At 75.6% G+C, this 18,327-nt stretch carries 12 protein-coding genes and 1 pseudogene; 4 read left to right on the forward strand and 9 right to left on the reverse strand.

The genetic code is table 11. The features are described from left to right. Positions 1-106: 106 nt before the first annotated feature. From cobA to ATM99_RS16325, 6 genes are read right to left on the reverse strand one after another with little or no spacing between them, the layout of a single operon-like run. Entirely contained in the window at positions 107-1,339 is a 1,233-nt protein-coding gene (cobA, locus tag ATM99_RS16305; RefSeq protein WP_062103895.1) for a uroporphyrinogen-III C-methyltransferase, read from the reverse strand. After that, a complete protein-coding gene (locus tag ATM99_RS16310) occupies positions 1,336-2,787 on the reverse strand; it encodes a sulfate adenylyltransferase subunit 1 (protein WP_062103896.1) in 1,452 nt (483 codons plus the stop codon). The genes cobA and ATM99_RS16310 overlap by 4 nt, the downstream gene beginning before the upstream one ends. Then, entirely contained in the window at positions 2,787-3,752 is a 966-nt protein-coding gene (gene cysD / locus ATM99_RS16315; protein WP_082659947.1) for a sulfate adenylyltransferase subunit CysD, read from the reverse strand. The genes ATM99_RS16310 and cysD overlap by 1 nt, the downstream gene beginning before the upstream one ends. Further along, on the reverse strand, positions 3,749-4,462 hold the full coding sequence (locus tag ATM99_RS16320) for a phosphoadenylyl-sulfate reductase (RefSeq protein WP_062103897.1): 714 nt from the start codon (positions 4,460-4,462) through the stop codon (positions 3,749-3,751). The genes cysD and ATM99_RS16320 overlap by 4 nt, the downstream gene beginning before the upstream one ends. After that, positions 4,459-4,617, reverse strand: a complete 159-nt coding sequence (locus ATM99_RS19495) for a hypothetical protein (RefSeq protein WP_190278863.1) — start codon at positions 4,615-4,617, stop codon at positions 4,459-4,461. The genes ATM99_RS16320 and ATM99_RS19495 overlap by 4 nt, the downstream gene beginning before the upstream one ends. Continuing rightward, positions 4,614-6,287: a nitrite/sulfite reductase gene (locus tag ATM99_RS16325; RefSeq protein ID WP_062103898.1), complete on the reverse strand. Its 1,674-nt coding sequence runs from the start codon at positions 6,285-6,287 to the stop codon at positions 4,614-4,616. Before ATM99_RS16325 ends, ATM99_RS19495 begins: the two co-directional genes overlap by 4 nt. 357 nt (positions 6,288-6,644) lie before the next feature. Between ATM99_RS16325 and zapE the strand changes: the two genes are divergently transcribed. Beyond that, a complete protein-coding gene (zapE, locus tag ATM99_RS16330) occupies positions 6,645-7,718 on the forward strand; it encodes a cell division protein ZapE (protein ID WP_062103899.1) in 1,074 nt (357 codons plus the stop codon). A gap of 10 nt (positions 7,719-7,728) precedes the next feature. Here the strand turns inward: zapE and treZ are convergent, their stop codons facing one another. The 3 genes and pseudogenes from treZ to glgX all read right to left on the reverse strand — a co-directional run. After that, positions 7,729-9,552, reverse strand: coding sequence for a malto-oligosyltrehalose trehalohydrolase (gene treZ / locus ATM99_RS16335; RefSeq protein WP_062103903.1), 1,824 nt, complete (start codon positions 9,550-9,552; stop codon positions 7,729-7,731). An 85-nt stretch (positions 9,553-9,637) separates the two neighbouring features. Continuing rightward, positions 9,638-12,148, reverse strand: coding sequence for a malto-oligosyltrehalose synthase (gene treY, locus ATM99_RS16340; RefSeq protein WP_062103900.1), 2,511 nt, complete (start codon positions 12,146-12,148; stop codon positions 9,638-9,640). Next, positions 12,145-13,659: pseudogene (glgX, locus tag ATM99_RS16345) on the reverse strand (glycogen debranching protein GlgX); the annotation flags it as partial. The pseudogene glgX and the gene treY, both read right to left, overlap by 4 nt. 40 nt (positions 13,660-13,699) lie before the next feature. Here glgX and ATM99_RS16350 point away from each other — a divergent pair. The 3 genes from ATM99_RS16350 (at position 13,700) to ATM99_RS16360 (ending at position 18,114) form a co-directional block, all read left to right on the forward strand. Beyond that, on the forward strand, positions 13,700-15,307 hold the full coding sequence (locus tag ATM99_RS16350; RefSeq protein ID WP_150118236.1) for a hypothetical protein: 1,608 nt from the start codon (positions 13,700-13,702) through the stop codon (positions 15,305-15,307). Positions 15,308-15,454: 147 nt separating this feature from the next. After that, positions 15,455-16,582, forward strand: coding sequence for a glycosyltransferase (locus ATM99_RS16355; RefSeq protein ID WP_062102748.1), 1,128 nt, complete (start codon positions 15,455-15,457; stop codon positions 16,580-16,582). Then, positions 16,579-18,114, forward strand: a complete 1,536-nt coding sequence (locus tag ATM99_RS16360) for a hypothetical protein (protein WP_062102742.1) — start codon at positions 16,579-16,581, stop codon at positions 18,112-18,114. The genes ATM99_RS16355 and ATM99_RS16360 overlap by 4 nt, the downstream gene beginning before the upstream one ends. Positions 18,115-18,327: the final 213 nt, after the last annotated feature.

Consider the following 18,327-nt stretch of genomic DNA (forward strand, 5'->3'; position numbering starts at 1 on the left):
GACCGACGGACACGCGGACGCGGCTGTCCGTGGGCCCGTGCGGCTGTCCGTCGATGGGCGGCGTGGCGCTCGCGCGGTGCGTGACGCGGTCAGGTGGGTGACGCGGTCAGGCGGGTGCGGGGCGGGCCGTCGTCGCGGACGTCGTGGGGCCGAGGGTCGCGGCGAGCGCGGCGACGTCGCCCACGACGACGACCGCGGGGTTGCGCACACCGACCTCACGGGCGCGGTCGGCGATCGTCGCGGCCGTGCCGAGCGTCGTGCGCTGCGTCGGCAGCGTGCCGTCCTCGACGACCGCGACCGGCGTCGTGGCCGCGAGGCCGTGCCCGACCAGCCGGTCCATGTGCTCGCCGAGCCGCCCGACGCCCATGAGCAGCACGAGCGTGCCGCGCAGCCGCGCGAGCGTCTCCCAGTCGGTGTCGGCGTCGTGCGCCGACACGACCGTCACCTGGCGAGCCAGGTCGCGGTGCGTCACGGGCACGCCCGCGGCGCCCGGCACCGCGATCGCGCTCGTGACGCCCGGCACGACCTCGACGTCGACGCCCGCGTCGAGGCAGGCCGCGAGCTCCTCGCCACCACGTCCGAGCACGAACGGGTCGCCGCCCTTGAGCCGGACGACGCGCTGCCCGGCCCGCGCGCGCTCGACGAGCAGCCGGTTGATCTCGTCCTGCGTGAGCGTGTGCGCGTGCGGCGCCTTGCCCGCCTCGACCACCTCGACGCCCGGTTCGAGCTCGTCGAGCAGCGCGCGCGGCGCGAGCCGGTCGACCACCACGACGTCGGCCTCGGCGAGCGCGCGGCGTCCGCGGGTCGTGATGAGCCCCGGGTCGCCGGGCCCGCCGCCGACGAGCGCCACGTGCCCCGCGCCCGGGCGGTGCCGGCGCACGGGCAGCGCGCCCGTGTCGAGCAGGGTCTGCAGTGCCGCGCGCAGCGCGAGCGCGCGGCGCGGGTCGCCGCCCGCCGTCACGGCGACCGTGACGTCGTCGGCCCGTGCGACGGCGGGCGTCCAGGCGGTCGACGCGGACGCGTCGTCCGCGCGCACGCACCAGGTGCGTGCCTCCTCGGCGTCGGCGGCCACCCGGTCGTCGGTGCGGCGCTCACCGGTCGCGGTGTGCACGAGCCACGCGCCGGCCAGGTCGCCGGGGCCGTACTCGCGCGCCGTCCAGGTGAGGGCGTCGCTCGCCGCGAGGTCGGTCAGGTCCTCGCACAGCGCGGGGGCGACGACGTGGACGTCGGCGCCGTCGGCCAGCAGCGACCGCACGCGGCGGGCCGCGACCGGGCCGCCGCCCACCACGACGACGCGGCGCCCCGCGAGGTCCAGCAGCAGCGGGTGCAGCGGGCTCATATCCCGGCCCCCGCGAGCCAGTCGTCGTCCCGCTCGTCCGCGCGCACGGGCACGAGGCGGTCCAGCAGGGTCGGTCCGACCATGCCCGCGGCGAGGGTCGAGCCGTCCGTGGGGTCGACCACGAGGAAGCCCCCCGTGCGCCGGTGCGTCGCGTAGTCGTCGAGCACGACCGGCTCGGCGAGGCGCAGCCGCACGCGCCCGATCGCGTTGAGCCCGAGCGAGCGCGGTGCGGCCTCGGTGGACGTGTCCGTCGCGTCGATCGTGCGCACGGTGTCCACCGGGTCCCACTGCTCGACGGTCAGCGTGTCGACGTCGAGCCGCGCGTCGACCTCGCGCAGCAGCCCCCGCACGGTGCGGGTCCCGATGCGTACGAGCACGCGGGCCCCCGGCACCGACCTGCGCTCCGTGAGCCAGCAGACCGTGCCGACCAGGTCCTGGCCGGTCGGCACCGGCTCGTCGGCCGGGACCAGCACGTCACCCCGCGCGACGTCGACGTCGTCGGCGAGGCGCACGGTGACCGACCGCGGGGCGTCCGCCGCCGCCAGGGGGCCGTCGAACGTGTCGATGCCGACCACGCGGCTGGTGCGCCCCGACGGCAGCACGCGGACCGCGTCGCCCACCCGCACGACTCCCGACGCGACCTTGCCCGCGTACCCCCGGTAGTCCGGGTGCTCGGCCGTGCGCGGCCGGATCACGTACTGCACGGGCAGGCGCAGCGGCTCGGTGCTCGCGTCGCGCGCGACCGGCACGGCCTCGAGCAGCTCGAGCAGCGTCGGCCCGTCGTACCAGGGCGTCCGCCCCGACCGCTCGACGACGTTGTCACCCTCGAGCGCCGACAGCGGCACCGCGTGCACCTCGGGCAGGCCGAGCACGCGCGCGTGGTCGGCGAACTCGCGTGCGATCGCCCCGAACGTCGCGGCGTCGAAGCCGACGAGGTCCATCTTGTTGACCGCGAGCACGACGTGCGGCACGCCCAGCAGCGCCGTGAGCGCCGCGTGCCGCCGGGTCTGCTCCAGGACGCCCTTGCGCGCGTCGACCAGCACGATCGCGAGCTCGGCCGTCGAGGCGCCCGTCACCATGTTGCGGGTGTACTGCACGTGGCCCGGGGTGTCGGCCAGCACGAACGCGCGGCGCGCCGTCGAGAAGTACCGGTACGCGACGTCGATCGTGATGCCCTGCTCGCGCTCGGCGCGCAGACCGTCGGTCAGCAGCGCGAGGTCCACCGCGCCGCCGTCGCCGCCCCGGGCCGCGGTCGCGCGCTCGACGGCCGACAGCTGGTCGGCCAGCACCGACTTGGTGTCGTAGAGCAGCCGCCCTATGAGCGTGCTCTTGCCGTCGTCGACCGACCCGGCGGTCGCCAGGCGCAGCAGGTCGCGGCGGGCGTGGCCGTCGTCGAGCGTCGTGGGGGTCGGCGCCTCGAGGACGTCGGCCGGTGCGTGCGTGCCCATCAGAAGTACCCCTCGCGCTTGCGGTCCTCCATGGCGGCCTCGGAGGCCCGGTCGTCCGCGCGGGTGGCCCCGCGCTCGGTGAGGCGGCTCGCAGCGACCTCGGCGATGACGTCGGCGACCGACGCCGCGGTCGAGTCGACCGCACCCGTGCAGCTCATGTCGCCGACCGTGCGGTACCGCACGCGGCGGCGCTCGACCGGCTCGTCGGGTCGCGGCCCGCCCCAGTCGCCCGCGGTCAGCCACATGCCGTCGCGCGCGAACACGTCGCGTTCGTGCGTGTAGTAGATCGACGGCAGGTCGATGCGCTCGCGCTCGACGTACCGCCACACGTCGAGCTCGGTCCAGTTCGACAGCGGGAACACGCGCACGTGCTCGCCCGGCCGGTGGCGGCCGTTGTAGAGGTCCCACAGCTCGGGGCGCTGCCGTCGCGGGTCCCACTGCCCGAACTCGTCGCGCAGCGAGAACATCCGCTCCTTGGCGCGCGCCTTCTCCTCGTCGCGCCGCCCGCCGCCGAACACCGCGTCGAACCGGTGCGCGGTGATCGCGTCGAGCAGCGGCACGGTCTGCAGCGGGTTGCGCGAGCCGCCGGGCCGCTCGACGACGCGGCCGTCGTCGATCGCGTCCTGCACGCTGGCGACCACGAGCCGCAGGCCGAGCTCGGCGACCGTGCGGTCGCGGTAGGCGATGACCTCGGGGAAGTTGTGCCCGGTGTCGACGTGCATGACCGGGAACGGCACCGGCGCGGGCCAGAACGCCTTGCGCGCCAGGTGCAGCATGACGATCGAGTCCTTGCCGCCCGAGAACAGCAGGACGGGACGCTCGAACTCGCCCGCGACCTCGCGCATCACGTGGACGCCCTCGGACTCGAGCGCGTCGAGCTGCGTCGACGTCGCCGGCGACGCGGGAGCCCGGGGCGTCGCCGCCGCGTCGTCGGACCGGGCCAGGGTAGTGGTGCTCGTCGTCATGTGTGCAACCCGCATTCCGTCTTGTTCCTGCCTGCCCAGCGACCCGCGCGCGGGTCCTCGCCCGGTGCGACCGCGCGTGTGCACGGAGCGCAGCCGATCGACGTGTACCCGAGCTCGCGCAACGGGTTGAGCACCACGTGGTGCTCGACGACGTACGCGTCGACGTCGTCGGCCGTCCACGCCGCGAGCGGGTTGAGCTTGACCTTGCCGCGACGCGCGTCCCAGCCGACGACCGTGAGGTCGGTGCGCGTCGGGGCGTCCTCGCGACGCATGCCGGTCACCCAGGCCGCGTACGGCGCGAGACCCCGTTCGAGCGGCTCGACCTTGCGCAGCGCGCAGCACAGGTCGGGGTCGCGCTCGTGCAGCCGCGGGCCGTGCTCGGCGTCCTGCTCGGCGACGGTCCGCAGCGGCAGCACGGTGCGCAGCCGCACGTCGGTGAAGTCGGCGTAGTAGTCGCGCGTGCCGATGGTCTCGGCGAAGTGGTACCCGGTGTCGAGGAAGATCACGTCGATCCCCGGCACGGCCTTCGCCGCGAGGTCGACCAGCACCTCGTCGCCCATCGAGGACGCGAGGACCAGGTCCTCGCCGAACGTCGCGCGGCCCCAGCGCAGGACGTCCGCCGGGTGCGCCCCCTCCAGGTCGCGCCCGGCGCGCTCGGCGAGCGCGCGCAGCTCGTCGGGCGACAGCCCCGTCGCCGCGGGCGCGCTCACCGCGTCACCAGCCCGACGAACCGCAGCGCGAACGCCCGCGCGCACGTGCGGCACTCCCACTGCCCGTGGGTCTCGCCCGCGGGCCACAGGTCCTCGCCCGCGCAGAACGGGCAGTAGTAGGGCACCGCGCGCTGCCCGGAGTCGCTCGTGCTCATCGCAGGTCCTCCTCGTCCGCCCGCTGCACCCACTGCGCGAACAGCTCGCCCTCGGTGCGCTGCTCGTCGAACCGGCGCGTGACGCGCTCGACGTAGTCGGGCAGCTCCGCCGCCGGCACGCGCAGCCCGCGCAGCGTCTTGCCCAGGCCGCTGGTCAGGCCGAGGCCACCGCCGAGGTGCACCTGGTAGCCCTCCTCGCCGCCCGCGAGGGCACCCTTGAGGCCGATGTCGGCGGTCTGGATGCGCGCGCACGAGTTGGGGCAGCCGTTGAGGTTGATGGTGATCGGCTGGTCGAACGACGGCAGCCGGTCCTCCAGCTCGCCGATCAGCGCGGCGGCGCGGCCCTTGGTCTCGACGATCGCGAGCTTGCAGAACTCGATGCCCGTGCACGCGAGCGTCCCGCGGCGGAACGTCGAGGCGGTCCGGACGTGCAGGCCGAGGGACTCGAGCCCGTCGACGAGCGCGTCGACGCGGGAGCCCTCCACGTCCAGCACGACGAGCTTCTGCTCGGTCGTCAGCTGCACGCGGTCCGACCCGGCCTCCTCGACGAGGTCGGCCAGCGCCGTGAGCACCGGCCCGGACACGCGGCCGACCGTCGGGGCGGCGCCGACGTAGAACCGGCCGTCCTTCTGCGGGTGCACGCCGACGTGGTCGCGCCGGCCCGTCGGCGGGGGCGGCGGCTCGGGCCCGTCGGGCAGCGCGTACCCGAGGTACTCGGTCTCGAGCACCTGCCGGAACAGCGCCGTGCCCCAGTCGGCGAGCAGGAACTTCAGGCGGGCGCGCGTGCGCAGCCGGCGGTAGCCGTAGTCGCGGAAGACCCCGGCGACGCCCGCCCAGACCTCGGGCACGCGCTCGAGCGTGACGAACGCACCGAGACGCTTGCCGAGCATGGGGTTGGTCGACAGCGCGCCGCCGACCCACAGGTCGAAGCCGGGCCCGAGCTCGGGGTGCACGACGCCCACGAACGCGACGTCGTTGATCTCGTGCGCGACGTCGTGGTGCGGCGACCCGCTGACGGCGGTCTTGAACTTGCGCGGCAGGTTCGAGAACGCCGGGTCGCCGACGTAGCGCTCGCGGATCGCGGCCACGGCGGGCGTGCCGTCGATGATCTCGTCGGCCGCGACCCCGGCGACGGGGGAGCCGAGGATGACGCGCGGCACGTCGCCGCAGGCCTCCTGCGTGGTCAGGCCGACCGACTCCAGGCGCCGCCAGATCTCCGGGACGTCCTCGATGCGGATCCAGTGCAGCTGGACGTTCTGCCGGTCGGTGATGTCGGCGGTGTCGCGCCCGAACTCCTGCGAGATCCCGGCCACGGTCCGCAGCTGGGCGAGCGTGAGGGTGCCGCCGTCGCAGCGCACGCGCAGCATGAAGTACTCGTCGTCGAGCTCGTGCGGCTCGAGCGTGGCCGTGCGCCCGCCGTCGATGCCGGGGCGGCGCTGGGTGTACAGGCCCCACCAGCGCATGCGCCCGCGCAGGTCGTCGGGCGGGATCGAGGCGAACCCCTCGAGCGCGTAGACGGTCTCGATGCGGTGGCGCACGTGCAGGCCGTCGTCCTCCTGCTTGAGGCGCTCGTTGGCGTTGAGCGGCTCGCGGCCGGGATCGAAGGCCCACTGGCCCTCGGGGCGCCTGGCCGGCTCGGCGAGCCGTGGGGTGGTCGTGGTCTGCGCCATCGGGCGCACCTCCGGGGATGCCGGGGCACGTGCTCACGCGTCCGCGCACGACGGCAGAGGTCGTACGGCTCGGGCGCGGACACGCGCCCGTAGGGGACGGGGCGGGTCAGCGGGTCCGCGGACAGCACGTGAACGGGACCGTGGGGGCGCAACAGCGCCGACACGCACAGGAGGTCCCGAGGAGGTTCACGTGACGAGGGTGACACGCGCCATGACGGCGCGTCAGCACCTGTCCGGATCGCGAGACATGTGCCCGATGCGTGGACAGGCGTCCAGGGTACACGCGCCGAGGGGCGCGGAGCCGCCGCGCGCGGCTCGGCGCGTCACACCCGCACGTGGGACGTATCCTCGACCCCCGTGACGACCGTCGAGCCCGCCGGCACGTCGGCCCCGCCGGCGTCCCTCGCGCAGCGCCACCCGCGCGTGCCCGCCGACCGCCTGCTCGCCGAGCTCGCACCCCCGCGGCACTTCGCCGACGAGTCGTTCGACACCTACCGTCCCGACCCGGCGCACCCCTCGCAGCAGCGCGCGCTCGACCGGCTCCGCGAGGTCGCCGCGACGCTCCAGCAGCCCGCACGCGGCGGCGGGTCGTGGTGGCGACGCCGGGCCGCGGCCACCGCGCCCGCGGTCTACCTCGACGGCGGCTTCGGCGTCGGCAAGACGCACCTGCTCGCGTCGCTCGCGCACGCCGTCGGACGTGAGCGCACGGTCTACGGGACCTTCGTCGAGCTCACCAACCTCGTCGGCGCGCTCGGCTTCGCCGCGACCGTCGACGCGCTCGCGGCGCACCGCCTCGTCTGCATCGACGAGTTCGAGCTCGACGACCCGGGCGACACCGTCCTCATGTCCCGCCTGCTGCGCGAGCTCGCCGACCGCGGCGTCGCGCTCGCGGCCACGTCCAACACGCTGCCCGAGTCGCTCGGCGAGGGGCGGTTCGCCGCCGAGGACTTCCTGCGGGAGATCCAGGCGCTCGCCGCCCGGTTCGAGGTGCTGCGCATCGACGGCGAGGACCACCGGCACCGCGCCGTGACCACGCGTGCGCCGGTGCTCGACGCCGCGGCCGTCCGCGCCGCCGTCGCGACCCGCCCCGACGCGACGCTCGACGACCTCGACGCGCTGCTCGACCACCTCGCGTCCGTGCACCCCAGCCGGTACGGGGCGCTGCTCGACGGCGTCGGGCTGGTCGGCCTGACGGGCGTGCGGCCCGTGACCCGGCAGGACGTCGCGCTGCGGCTCGTCGTGCTGGTCGACCGGCTGTACGACCGCGACGTCCCCGTCGCGCTCGCGGGCGACCTCGACGGCGGGACCGACGACGGCGGCACCCGGCTGTTCACGCCCGAGATGCTCGCCGGCGGGTACCGCAAGAAGTACTACCGGGCGCTGTCGCGACTCGGGGCGCTGGCCGCCGAGGGCGCCCGGGTCACCGGCTGAGCCCCCGCGGTCAGGCCAGCACGACCACGCTCCGCGCCGGGAGCTCGACGACGAGCGGCTCGTCGGGGACGCCCGGCGCGCGGACGACCCCGCCGTCCCACGCGGCCACGACGCGCACCGGGCGCGCGGTCGGCACGGGCACGGCGGCGGCCGTCCGCGCGAGGTTGAGCACGACGCGGGCGTCGCCACGGTGCAGCACGAGCGCACCCTGCCACGGCCCCGGCGCGGCGTCGCTCGCCGGCCCCATCGGGTCGGGGGCGCCGTCGGTGAGCGCGTGCACGTCGAGCGACGTCGCGTGCCGGTCGCCCGACGCGAGGTCGGGCACCGTGCGGCGCAGCGCGATCAGCACGCGGTACCACTCCAGGAGCCGGGCGTGCTCGGGCCGCGCGGGATCGTCCCAGTCCAGCACGCTGGCGGCGAACGTCGCCGGGTCCTGCGGGTCGGGCACCGCGACCGGGCCGCCGTAGAGCTCCTGCCACCCGTGGCCGCCGAACTCGCGCGTGCGGCCCTCGCGCACCGCCGCCGCGAGCTCGGGCTCCGGGTGGTCGGTGAAGAACTGCCACGGCGTGCGGGCGCCCCACTCCTCGCCCATGAACAGCAGCGGCGAGAACGGGGAGAGCAGCACGAGCGCGGCCTGCGCCGCGAGCCCGCCGGCGTCGACGCGGGCCGACGGCCGGTCGCCCAGCGCGCGGTTGCCGACCTGGTCGTGGTTCGCGCCGAAGACGACGAACCTGTGGCCGTCGACGTCGCCCGGCACCGGTGCGCCCCACGGCTCGCCGCGGAACGTCGACGGGCCACCGTCGTGCACGAACACCCGCGTCAGCGCGGTGCGCAGGACCTCGGGCGAGCCGAAGTCGACGTAGTAGCCGTGCCGCTCGCCGGTGACGAGGGCGTGGACCGCGTGGTGCACGTCGTCCGCCCACTGCCCGGTCATGCCCCACCCGCCCTCGTCGGTGGGTGCGAGCGACACCACGTCGTTGAGGTCCGACTCGGCGACGAGCCCCAGGGGCCGGCCGAGCTCGGCCGAGAGCGCGGCGACCTCGTCGGAGAGCTGGGAGAGCAGGTGGCGCGGCGAGTCGTCCCGCAGCTCGTGCACCGCGTCGAGCCGGAACGCGTCCACGTGGAAGTCGCGCGCCCAGCGCAGCACCGAGTCGCAGATCCACCGGCGCACCTGCTCCGCACCGGGGCCGTCGAGGTTGATCGCGGCGCCCCACGGCGTGTGGTGCGCGTCGGTGAAGTACGGGCCGAGCTCGTGCAGGTAGTTGCCCGACGGCCCCAGGTGGTTGTGCACGACGTCGAGGCACACCGCGAGCCCGAGACCGTGCGCGGCGTCGACGAACGCCTGCAGCGCGGCCGGTCCGCCGTACGCCTCGTGGACGGCGTACGGCGCCACGCCGTCGTACCCCCACCCGTGCCGCCCGTTGAACGCCGCGACAGGCATCAGCTCGACCACGTCGACGCCCAGCGCGACCAGGTGCTCGAGCCGCGCCGCCGCGCCGTCGAGCGTGCCCTCCGGCGTGAACGTGCCGACGTGCAGCTCGTAGGTGACCGCGCCGCGCACGTCGACGCCGCTCCACCCGGCGTCCGTCCAGGCGAACCGGTCCGCGTCGAACACGCGCGACGCGCCGTGCACGCCGTCGGGCAGCCACGCGGCGCGCGGGTCGGGCCGCGCGGGCCCGCCGTCGAGCGAGAACGCGTAGTCGGTGCCGTGCGCGAGCGCACGGTCGACCGACCACCAGCCGTCGGCACCGGCGCGCATCGGCACCCGGTCACCGCTCGCGGGCAGCACCAGGTCGACGTGGTCGGGCAGCGGCGCCCACAGGCGCGGAGTCAGTGGCACGTGGTCCCCCCCGGGGCCTCGTCGGGACGTCGGCGCGAGCCGCGACGTCGGTCGGTCGGAGCGAGGTGCGCGGCGCGCGTCAGGTCGTCTCGTGCACGAGCAGCGCGACGGGCAGGCGCTCGAGCACGTCGGCCACCGGCTGCACGCCTCCCGGCAGCACGCGGTCGCTCAGCACGTCGTGCCACGTGCCCTCGGGCAGGGCGACGGTGTGGTCCGCCCAGCCGCCGAGCCGCTCGACGGCCGCCGCGAGGCGGGTCGCGACCACGACGACACGGGGCGCCCCCGCGACGGTGCGCGCGAACGTCAGCGTGTGCCCCGACGAGTGCGGCAGCGGCACGAAACCGGCGTCGGGTCCGACGAAGGCCTCGGGGACGTCACGCCGCAGCCGGAGCGCGCGCGAGGTCACGAGCATCTTCTCGTCCGCCAGGGAGCGCGGGCCGGCGCCGTCGTCGAGCCGCGCCAGGCGCGCGACGAGCGCGTCGACGTCGACCGGGCGTCGGTTGTCGGGGTCCACGAGCGTGGGCCCGGGCACCTCGGTGCCCTGGTACACGTCGGCGACCCCGGGCAGCGTGAGCTGCACGAGCTTGGTCCCCAGGGTCGCGGCCCGCACCGCCTCGCGCGTGCGCTGGTCCCAGTCGCCCAGCAGACCCAGCACGGCCGGGTCGGTCCGGGCGGTGCGCGCGGCGTCGAGGACCGCGCGCTCGTACGCCGCGTCCGGCGCGGTCCACGTCGTGCGGGACTTCGCCTCGCGGACCGCCTTGGTCAGGTAGGCGACGAGCCGGTCCTCGGCGATCGGTCCGTCGTCCGTCCACGTGCCGACGAGCGTCTGCCACAGCAGGTACTCGGTGCGCCCGTCGAGCAGCGTGCCGCGGTACCCGGCCGACGCGCGGCGCAGCTCCTCGACCAGGGCCGCCCACTCGCGCGGGAGCTCGGAGACGACGCCGAGGCGGGAGCGGGTGTCCTCGCCGCGCTTGGTGTCGTGCGTCGACAGCGTCGTCATGCCGAGCGGCGCGGCCGCCTGCGTGCGCGTCGCCCACGCGGCCAGGTCCGTGGGTGTCGTCGCGAACCGCGCCGGCTCGCTGCCGACCTCGCACAGCGCGACCAGGTGGGTCCAGCGGTAGAACGCCGTGTCCTCGACACCCTTGGCCATGACGGCGCCGCACGTCTGCTGGAACCGCACGACGAGCTCGTCGCGCCGCGGGTCGCGCGTGCGGCCGGCCGAGCCCGCCTCGCGGGCGGCGAGCAGGTCGAGCAGCACGTCCATCGTCGCCTCGCGGTCCGGCCCGGTGCGCCGCCGGGCGCGGGCGCCGGCCGCGGCCAGCACCGCCGCCGAGGTCGGCGCCACGGGCTCGCCCGGCGCGACGTACGCGCGGTACCGGTCGAACGCGACGAGCAGCTCGACCAGGCAGTCCTCGAGCGCTCGCCACGTGTGGTCCCGCAGCCGCAGGTCGTCGTGGCAGATCGCGGCCGCGAGGTTGGTCAGCCGGTGCACCTCGGCGTACAGCGGACCGTCGACGATCTCGCGCTTGGCCTGCTCCTCGACCTCCTCGAACGCGTCGGAGACGTCGCCCGTCAGGCGGTGCATGACGGAGCCGAGCTGCGCCGCGCCACCCGGGTCGACGAAGGTCTGCTGCACGCGCCAGAGCGCCTCGTAGCCCGTGGTGCCGGCGGTCGCCCAGTCGTCGGGCAGCTCCTCCTCGCCCGCGAGGATCTTCTCGACCACGACCCACGCGCCGTCGGTCGCCTCGCGCAGCCGCGCGAGGTACCCCGCGGGGTCGGCGAGCCCGTCGGGGTGGTCGATGCGCAGGCCGTCCACGACGCCCTCGCGCAGCAGCCGCAGCGTGAGCGCGTGCGTCGCGTCGAACACCTCGGGGTCCTCGACGCGCACCGCGACGAGGGTGCCGACGTCGAAGAACCGCCGGTAGTTCAGCTCCTCGTCGGCGACCTTCCAGTACGCGAGCCGGTAGTGCTGCCGCTCGACCAGCTCGGCCAGCGGCAGCGCCTGCGTGCCCGCCCGCACGGGGAAGACGTGGTCGTGGTAGCGCAGCACGGTGGACGGGCCGACGCCGGGCACGTCCTCCTCGACGAGCCGCAGCTCGTCCGCCGCGAGCACGGCACCGATGCGGTCGCCCAGCACGGGCATGAGGACCGCACCGTCGCCCGCCGACCAGTCCACGTCGAACCACGCCGCGTACGGCGAGTCGGGGCCGTCGGTCAGCACGGACCACAGCGCGCGGTTGTGCCACACGGGCGTGGGCACGGCCATGTGGTTCGGCACGACGTCGAGCACGAGGCCCAGACCCACGTCGTGCGCGGCCGCGGCGAGGCGCCGCAGCCCGTCCTCGCCGCCGAGCACGTCGGACACCCGGTCGTGGTCGACCACGTCGTACCCGTGCGTCGACCCGGGCGCGGCCGCCAGCACGGGGGACAGGTACACGTGCGTGACGCCGAGCGACGCGTAGTACGGGACGCGCGCTGCGACGTCGTCGAACGTCAGGTCGGCCCCGAGCTGCACGCGGTACGTCGAGACCGGGACCGGGTGCCCCGGCCGCACCGTTCGGCGCTCGGGGACCGCGCGGTCCTCGCTCACACCTGCCCCTTGGCGATGCGCGTCGCCTCGCGGCTCGCGTTGGCGGCGGCGCCGCTGCCCGAGGCGCCCGGCAGCTCGCGCTCCGGAGGCCGGGTGAACAGCACGGTGGACCGAGGTGCGAGCGTCACGCGGCCGCGCGACCGGACCTCGCGCCCGGGCTTGACCTGGCCGTCGGTGTCGAGCACCGCGGTCCACACCGCGCCGTACTCCGCACCGGGGAGCTGGAACTGCTTCTTCTCCCAGTGCGAGTTGAACAGCAGCAGGAACGAGTCGTCGACGACCTCCTCACCGCGCTCGTCGGGCTCGTCGATCGCGTCGCCGTTGAGGAACACCATGACCGCGAACGCGTGGTCGGAGCCCCACGCCTCGTCGGACATGTGGGCACCCGACGGGGTCATCCACGCGATGTCGCGCAGGTCGGACTCGCCGCCGTGCTCGGCGGCGCCCGCGAAGAACCGGCGCTGCCGGAACACCGGGTGGTCCCGACGCAGGTGGACGACGCGACGCGTGAACTCGTGCAGCGACTGCTGCGCGTCGTCCAGGTCCCAGTCCACCCAGGTGATCTCGTTGTCCTGGCAGTAGCCGTTGTTGTTGCCGCGCTGCGTGCGGCCGAGCTCGTCGCCGTGCGCGAGCATCGGCACGCCCTGCGAGAGCAGCAGCGTCGTGAGGAAGTTGCGCTGCTGGCGCGCGCGCAGCCGCTCGACCTCGGGGTCGTCGCTCGGGCCCTCGACCCCGCAGTTCCAGGACCGGTTGTGGCTCTCGCCGTCGCGGTTGTCCTCGCCGTTGTCCTCGTTGTGCTTGTCGTTGTACGACACGAGGTCGCGCAGCGTGAAGCCGTCGTGCGCCGTGACGAAGTTGATGCTCGCGATGGGGCGACGGCCGGTGTGCTCGTAGAGGTCCGACGAGCCCGACAGGCGGCTCGCGAACTCGCCGAGGGTCGACGGCTCGCCGCGCCAGAAGTCGCGCACGGTGTCGCGGTACTTGCCGTTCCACTCGGTCCACAGCGGCGGGAACCCGCCCACCTGGTACCCGCCCTCGCCCAGGTCCCACGGCTCCGCGATGAGCTTGACCTGCGACACGACCGGGTCCTGGTGCACGAGGTCGAAGAACGCCGACAGGCGGTCGACCTCGTGGAACTGCCGCGCGAGCGTCGCCGCGAGGTCGAAGCGGAAGCCGTCGACGTGCATCTCGGTCACCCAGTACCGCAGCGAGTCCATGATGAGCTGCAGCACCGCGGGCGAGCGCATGAGCAGCGAGTTGCCCGTGCCCGTCGTGTCGAAGTAGTGCGACGGGTCGTCGTCGACCAGCCGGTAGTAGCCCGCGTTGTCGATCCCGCGGAAGCTCAGTGTCGGGCCCAGGTGGTTGCCCTCGGCGGTGTGGTTGTAGACCACGTCGAGGATGACCTCGATGTTCGCCGCGTGCAGCGCCTTGACCATGGACTTGAACTCCTGCACCTGCTGACCGGCGCCGGTCATGGAGGAGTAGCCGTTGTGGGGCGCGAAGAACCCGAGCGCTGCCCTCCGTCGCCCTGCGCTCCTGAGCCGGTCCGGGGTGACCAGGACGGACCGGCCGGGCGCGGACGTGCGCGTCGCGCCCCCTGCTGCCGCGTCGGGCGCGTCCCACGACGGGCCGCTGTGGCGGCCGGCCGCCGCGGTCGGCGTGGGGGCCACCCTGCTCGGGCTGGCGGGTGCGTCGGGGCCGTCGCTGTGGACCGACGAGGCGGCCACGGTGTCCGCCGCGACCCGGCCCTGGGGCGAGCTCGTCGCGATGGCGCGCCACCTCGACGCGGTGCACACCCTCTACTACGCGTTCATGCACGCGTGGACGGCCGTGCTCGGCACGTCGGAGCTCGCGCTGCGCTCGGCGAGCGCGCTCGCGGTCGGGCTGCTCGTCGCGGGCACGTGGGTGCTGGCGGCCCGGCTCGCGGGGCGCGGCCTGGCCTGGTGGGTCGCGCCCGTCGTGCTGCTGCTGCCGCGCGTCGCGTGGGCGGCGGTCGAGGCGCGCCCGTTCGCGTTCGCCGCGGCCGCCGCCGTGTGGGCCACGGTCCTGCTGGTCGCGGCGCTGCGGCGCGGCGGTGCCGGGCGCTGGGTCGGCTACGCGGCGCTGCTCGTCCTCGCGGTGCTGCTCAACCTCTACGCGCTCCTGGTCGTCGGCGCGCACGCGGTGAGCGTGCTGCTCGACGCGCGCTCGCGGGCCGTCGTCGCGCGGTGGGCCGTGAGCGCGGTGGCCGCGGTGACGGCGCTCGCGCCGTTCGTCGTGCTCTCGGCGGGCCAGGCCGGCCAGCTGGGGCGGCACGCGCTGTCGGTGGTCGACCTCGTGCGCAACGTCGTGGTCAACCAGTGGTTCCTCGGCGAGACCCCGACCGTGTACACGCGGGACGCGGCGGTCGCGGCGGCGGGGGCCGGCACGGACGGGTGGTGGCGGCCCGCGTCGGTGCTGCTCGCCGGGCTCGCGGTGCTGCTCGTCGCGGGGGCGCTCGCGCGCTGGGTGCGGGCGCGTCCCGTCCCCGACGAGGTGCGGGCCGTGCTGGTGTGGGCGGTGCCGTGGGTGCTGGTCCCGAGCGTCGCGGTCGCGGGGTGGGCGGTGCTCTCGCACACGTACAGCGCGCGGTACCTCACGTTCTGCGCGCCGGCGGTCGCGCTGCTGCTCGGCGCCGCGCTGCGCGCGCTGCGGCCGAGCGGCCTGCGCGTCGCGGCGGTCGTCGCGCTGCTCGCGTGCGCCGCGCCGGTCCTGGCCTCGCAGCGGGCCGAGAACGCGAAGAGCGGTGCCGACTGGCGCGAGGTGGGCGCGGTGGTCGGGGAGTCGTGCGCGCCGGGGGACGGCGTGTACTTCGCACCCCGGGCGGTGCCCGAGAGAGGGTCCGTGCGGCTCACGACGCGCGGCGTGGCCGTGGCCTACCCCGAGCCCTTCGCCGGGCTCGTCGACGTGACGCTCGACGCCGACCCGCTCGCGACCGACGACCTCGTGGGACGGTCGGTGCTCCTGCAGGGCGCCGGTGCGCGCCTCGCCGGGCTCGACCGGCTGTGCGTCGTGCGGCGGCACGACCTTCCGGACGCGGTGCGCGAGGCCGACGACGCGACGCTCGCGGCCGACGGCTGGGTCGTGCGCGACACCTGGTCCGGCACGCTCGACGAGGTCGTGGTGCTCGCACGCGGGTGACCGCGGCATCCGGGTGAAAACGGGCAAAGCCGGTCAAGTCGCACGAAATCGGGACTACGCTCCGAGACGACGAGCCGGCCCGCGGGGCCGGGCACGACGGCCCCGGGGGGACCTGTGAGCAGCGCATCGGACCACGACGGCGGCACCGTGGAGCTCACGGTGATCGTGCCGACCTTCAACGAGGCGCCCAACGTGCCCGAGCTGGTCCGCCAGCTCGGCGAGGCCCTCGTCGGTCACCGGGCCGAGGTCCTGTTCGTCGACGACTCGACCGACGAGACGCCGGACGTCGTCCGTGCGGTCGCCGCGACGGCGGCGCTGCCGGTCCGGCTCGTCCACCGCGACGACCCCGTCGGCGGGCTGTCGGGCGCCGTGCAGGAGGGGCTCGCGGCGTCGGCCGCGCCGTGGTGCGTCGTGATGGACGGCGACCTGCAGCACCCGCCGGGCCTCGTGCCGTCGCTGCTGGCGACCGCACAGACCGAGGGGGTCGACGTGGTGGTGGCGTCGCGCTACCTGGCCGACGGCAGCTCGAGCGGCCTGGCGAACGCGACGCGGCACGTGGTGTCGTCGGTGTCCACCGCCGTGACGCGCGCGATGTTCCCGGTGCGGCTCGCCGACTGCTCCGACCCGATGACCGGGTTCTTCCTCGTGCGCCGCGAGGCGGTCGACCTGCACCGGCTGCGGCCGCGCGGCTTCAAGATCCTGCTGGAGATCCTCGCGCGGCACCGCCTCGCGGTCGCCGAGATCCCGTTCGTGTTCGGCGAGCGGTTCGCCGGCGACTCCAAGGCCTCGCTCGCGCAGGGCGTCCGGTTCCTCACGCAGCTCGCGGCGCTGCGGTTCGGCCGCATGTCGCGCTTCGCGGTCATCGGCGGGTTCGGCGCGCTCGTCAACGTCGCGCTGGTCGCGGCGATGACGAGCGCCGGCGCCGCCTACCTGCTCGCGGCGGTCGTCGCGGCCGAGCTCACGATCGTCATGAACTTCCTGCTGCAGGAGCGCTTCGTCTTCCCCGACCTGCGAGCGGAGGGCAGGGGCCCCTGGCGCCGGTTCGCGCGCTCGTTCGCGTTCAACAACGTCGAGACCGCGCTGCGGCTGCCGGTGCTCGCGCTCCTGGTCAGCACGATGCACGTCACGGCCGTGCTGGCCACGGCGCTCACCCTGCTGGTCGCGTTCGTCGCCCGCTTCACGTTCCACTCGCGCGTCGTGTACCGCCCGCGGTCCCGCCGCAGCGGTCGCGAGGTCGAGCCGGTCGCCGGCCAGCTGGTCGACGAGCGCCCGTGACCCTGGTCCGGCCGGCGGTGGCCCGGACCGGTGCGGGCGCACCCCCGCAGGGCGCCGGCGCCGCGCGGCCGGTCCGTCGCGCGGCGCTCGGGCTGGGCGCGCTGGCGGTGCTCGTCGGCTTCGCGGGCGCGTGGGTGCCGTCCGCGTGGGGCGACGAGGCGGCCACGATGTCGGGTGCGTCGCGCGACCTGACGGCGCTGGCGACGCTCGCGTCCCACGTGGACGCGGTGCACGCCGCCTACTACGCGATCGCCCACGCGTGGCTCGCCGCGACCACCGACTCGGTGGTCGCGCTGCGGCTGCTCAGCTCGCTCGCGGTGGGCGCGGCCGTCGCGGGCACCGTGGTGCTCGGCGACCGGCTGGCGGGGCGGCGCGTCGGCGTCGTCGCCGGGGTCGTGCTGCTCGCGCTGCCACGCCTCACGTGGGCCGCGACCGAGGGGCGCTCGGCCGCTCTCGCGACCGCCGTCGCCGTGTGGACGACCGTCATCCTCGTGGCGGCCGTGTCGACGGGCCGCGGCCGGCTCGCCTGGCGCTGGGTCGCCTACGGCGTCCTCGTCGCCGCCGGCGCCACCCTGTGGATGCTGCTCGCGCTGCTGCCGGTCGCCCACCTCGCCGGCCTGCTGTGGTGGCGCCGATCGCCGCGCGTCCTGCTGGCCCCCGCGGTCGCGGCCGGGGTGGCGGGTCTGGCCGTCGCACCCTTCCTGCTCGCGGCGGTCGGGCAGCGGGGGCAGGTCGGCTGGATCCCGGCACCCGGGCCGCGCACCCTGCGGCAGCTGGCCCTGGACCAGTGGTTCGGCACCACGTGGTGGTCGGCGCTGCCGGTCGCGCTGGTGTGCTGGTCGCTCGTCGCGGTCGCCCTCGTCACGCACCTGCGCCGGGGGAGCGCGGGCCACGGCGTCGTCCCGCTGGCCGCCGCGTGGCTCGCCGTGCCGCCCGTCGTCGCGGTCGCGTGGTCGCTCGTCGCCGCGCCGCTGTACGTGCCGAAGTACCTCACGTTCACCGCACCGGCGCTCGCGCTGCTCGTGGCCGCCGGGCTGGACGTGCTGGTGCGGGACCGGCGGCGCCTCGTGGCGGCGGTCGCGCTCGTGGTGCTGCTGTGCGTGCCCGCGTGGGTCGAGGAGCGCACGCCGGCGGCGAAGGACCGCTCGGACTGGGGTGCGGTCGCCGCCGACGTCGCCGCCGGGGCGCGTCCGGGTGACGCGGTCGTGTTCTCCGACCTGCACGACGACGCCGGGCGCGTGCGCGTGCCGGGACGTGCCATCGCCGTGGCGTACCCGGCGGCGTTCCGTGACCTGCTCGACCCGACGCGCGACCCGGTCGCCGTGCCGCAGGGTCGGCTGTGGGACGCGTCGCTGCGCGTCGTCGACGTCGCCGACCGCCTCGCCGGGGTCGAGCGGGTGTGGTGGGTCGTCGACCACCGTGCCGACGCGCGGGGCGTGCAGCGCGACGACCTGGAGCGTCTCGGCTTCGAGGTCGTGGACGTCACGTCGCACGCGACCGCCGACGTCGTGCTGCTCGAGCGTGCGCGGTGAGGGCCGTGCCGTCGCTCGGCGAGGTCGTCGACCCGCGGCGCGGCGGGTGGACGCGGGTGCCGACGCGACCACCCGGGTGAAGATCGGACAAACAGTGCCAGAGGCGGACGTTTCACACTAATCTCTCATCCACGGGTGCCTCGCCGACGCGGCACGGGCACGCGGCCGTCGGCCGCCGGAGCACGACGTGGAGGGTCAGCGTGAGCAGAAGGA

Origin of the sequence: Cellulomonas sp. B6, assembly GCF_001462455.1 — a bacterium.
Lineage (GTDB): Bacteria > Actinomycetota > Actinomycetes > Actinomycetales > Cellulomonadaceae > Cellulomonas.

Excerpts from the sequence above, each read along its gene's own strand:
- ATM99_RS16310 (WP_062103896.1), bottom strand. The coding sequence starts at position 2,787 with ATGGGCACGCACGCACCGGCCGACGTCCTCGAGGCGCCGACCCCCACG.
- cobA (WP_062103895.1), bottom strand. The coding sequence starts at position 1,339 with ATGAGCCCGCTGCACCCGCTGCTGCTGGACCTCGCGGGGCGCCGCGTC.
- cysD (WP_082659947.1), bottom strand. The coding sequence starts at position 3,752 with ATGACGACGAGCACCACTACCCTGGCCCGGTCCGACGACGCGGCGGCG.
- ATM99_RS19495 (WP_190278863.1), bottom strand. The coding sequence starts at position 4,617 with ATGAGCACGAGCGACTCCGGGCAGCGCGCGGTGCCCTACTACTGCCCG.
- ATM99_RS16325 (WP_062103898.1), bottom strand. The coding sequence starts at position 6,287 with ATGGCGCAGACCACGACCACCCCACGGCTCGCCGAGCCGGCCAGGCGC.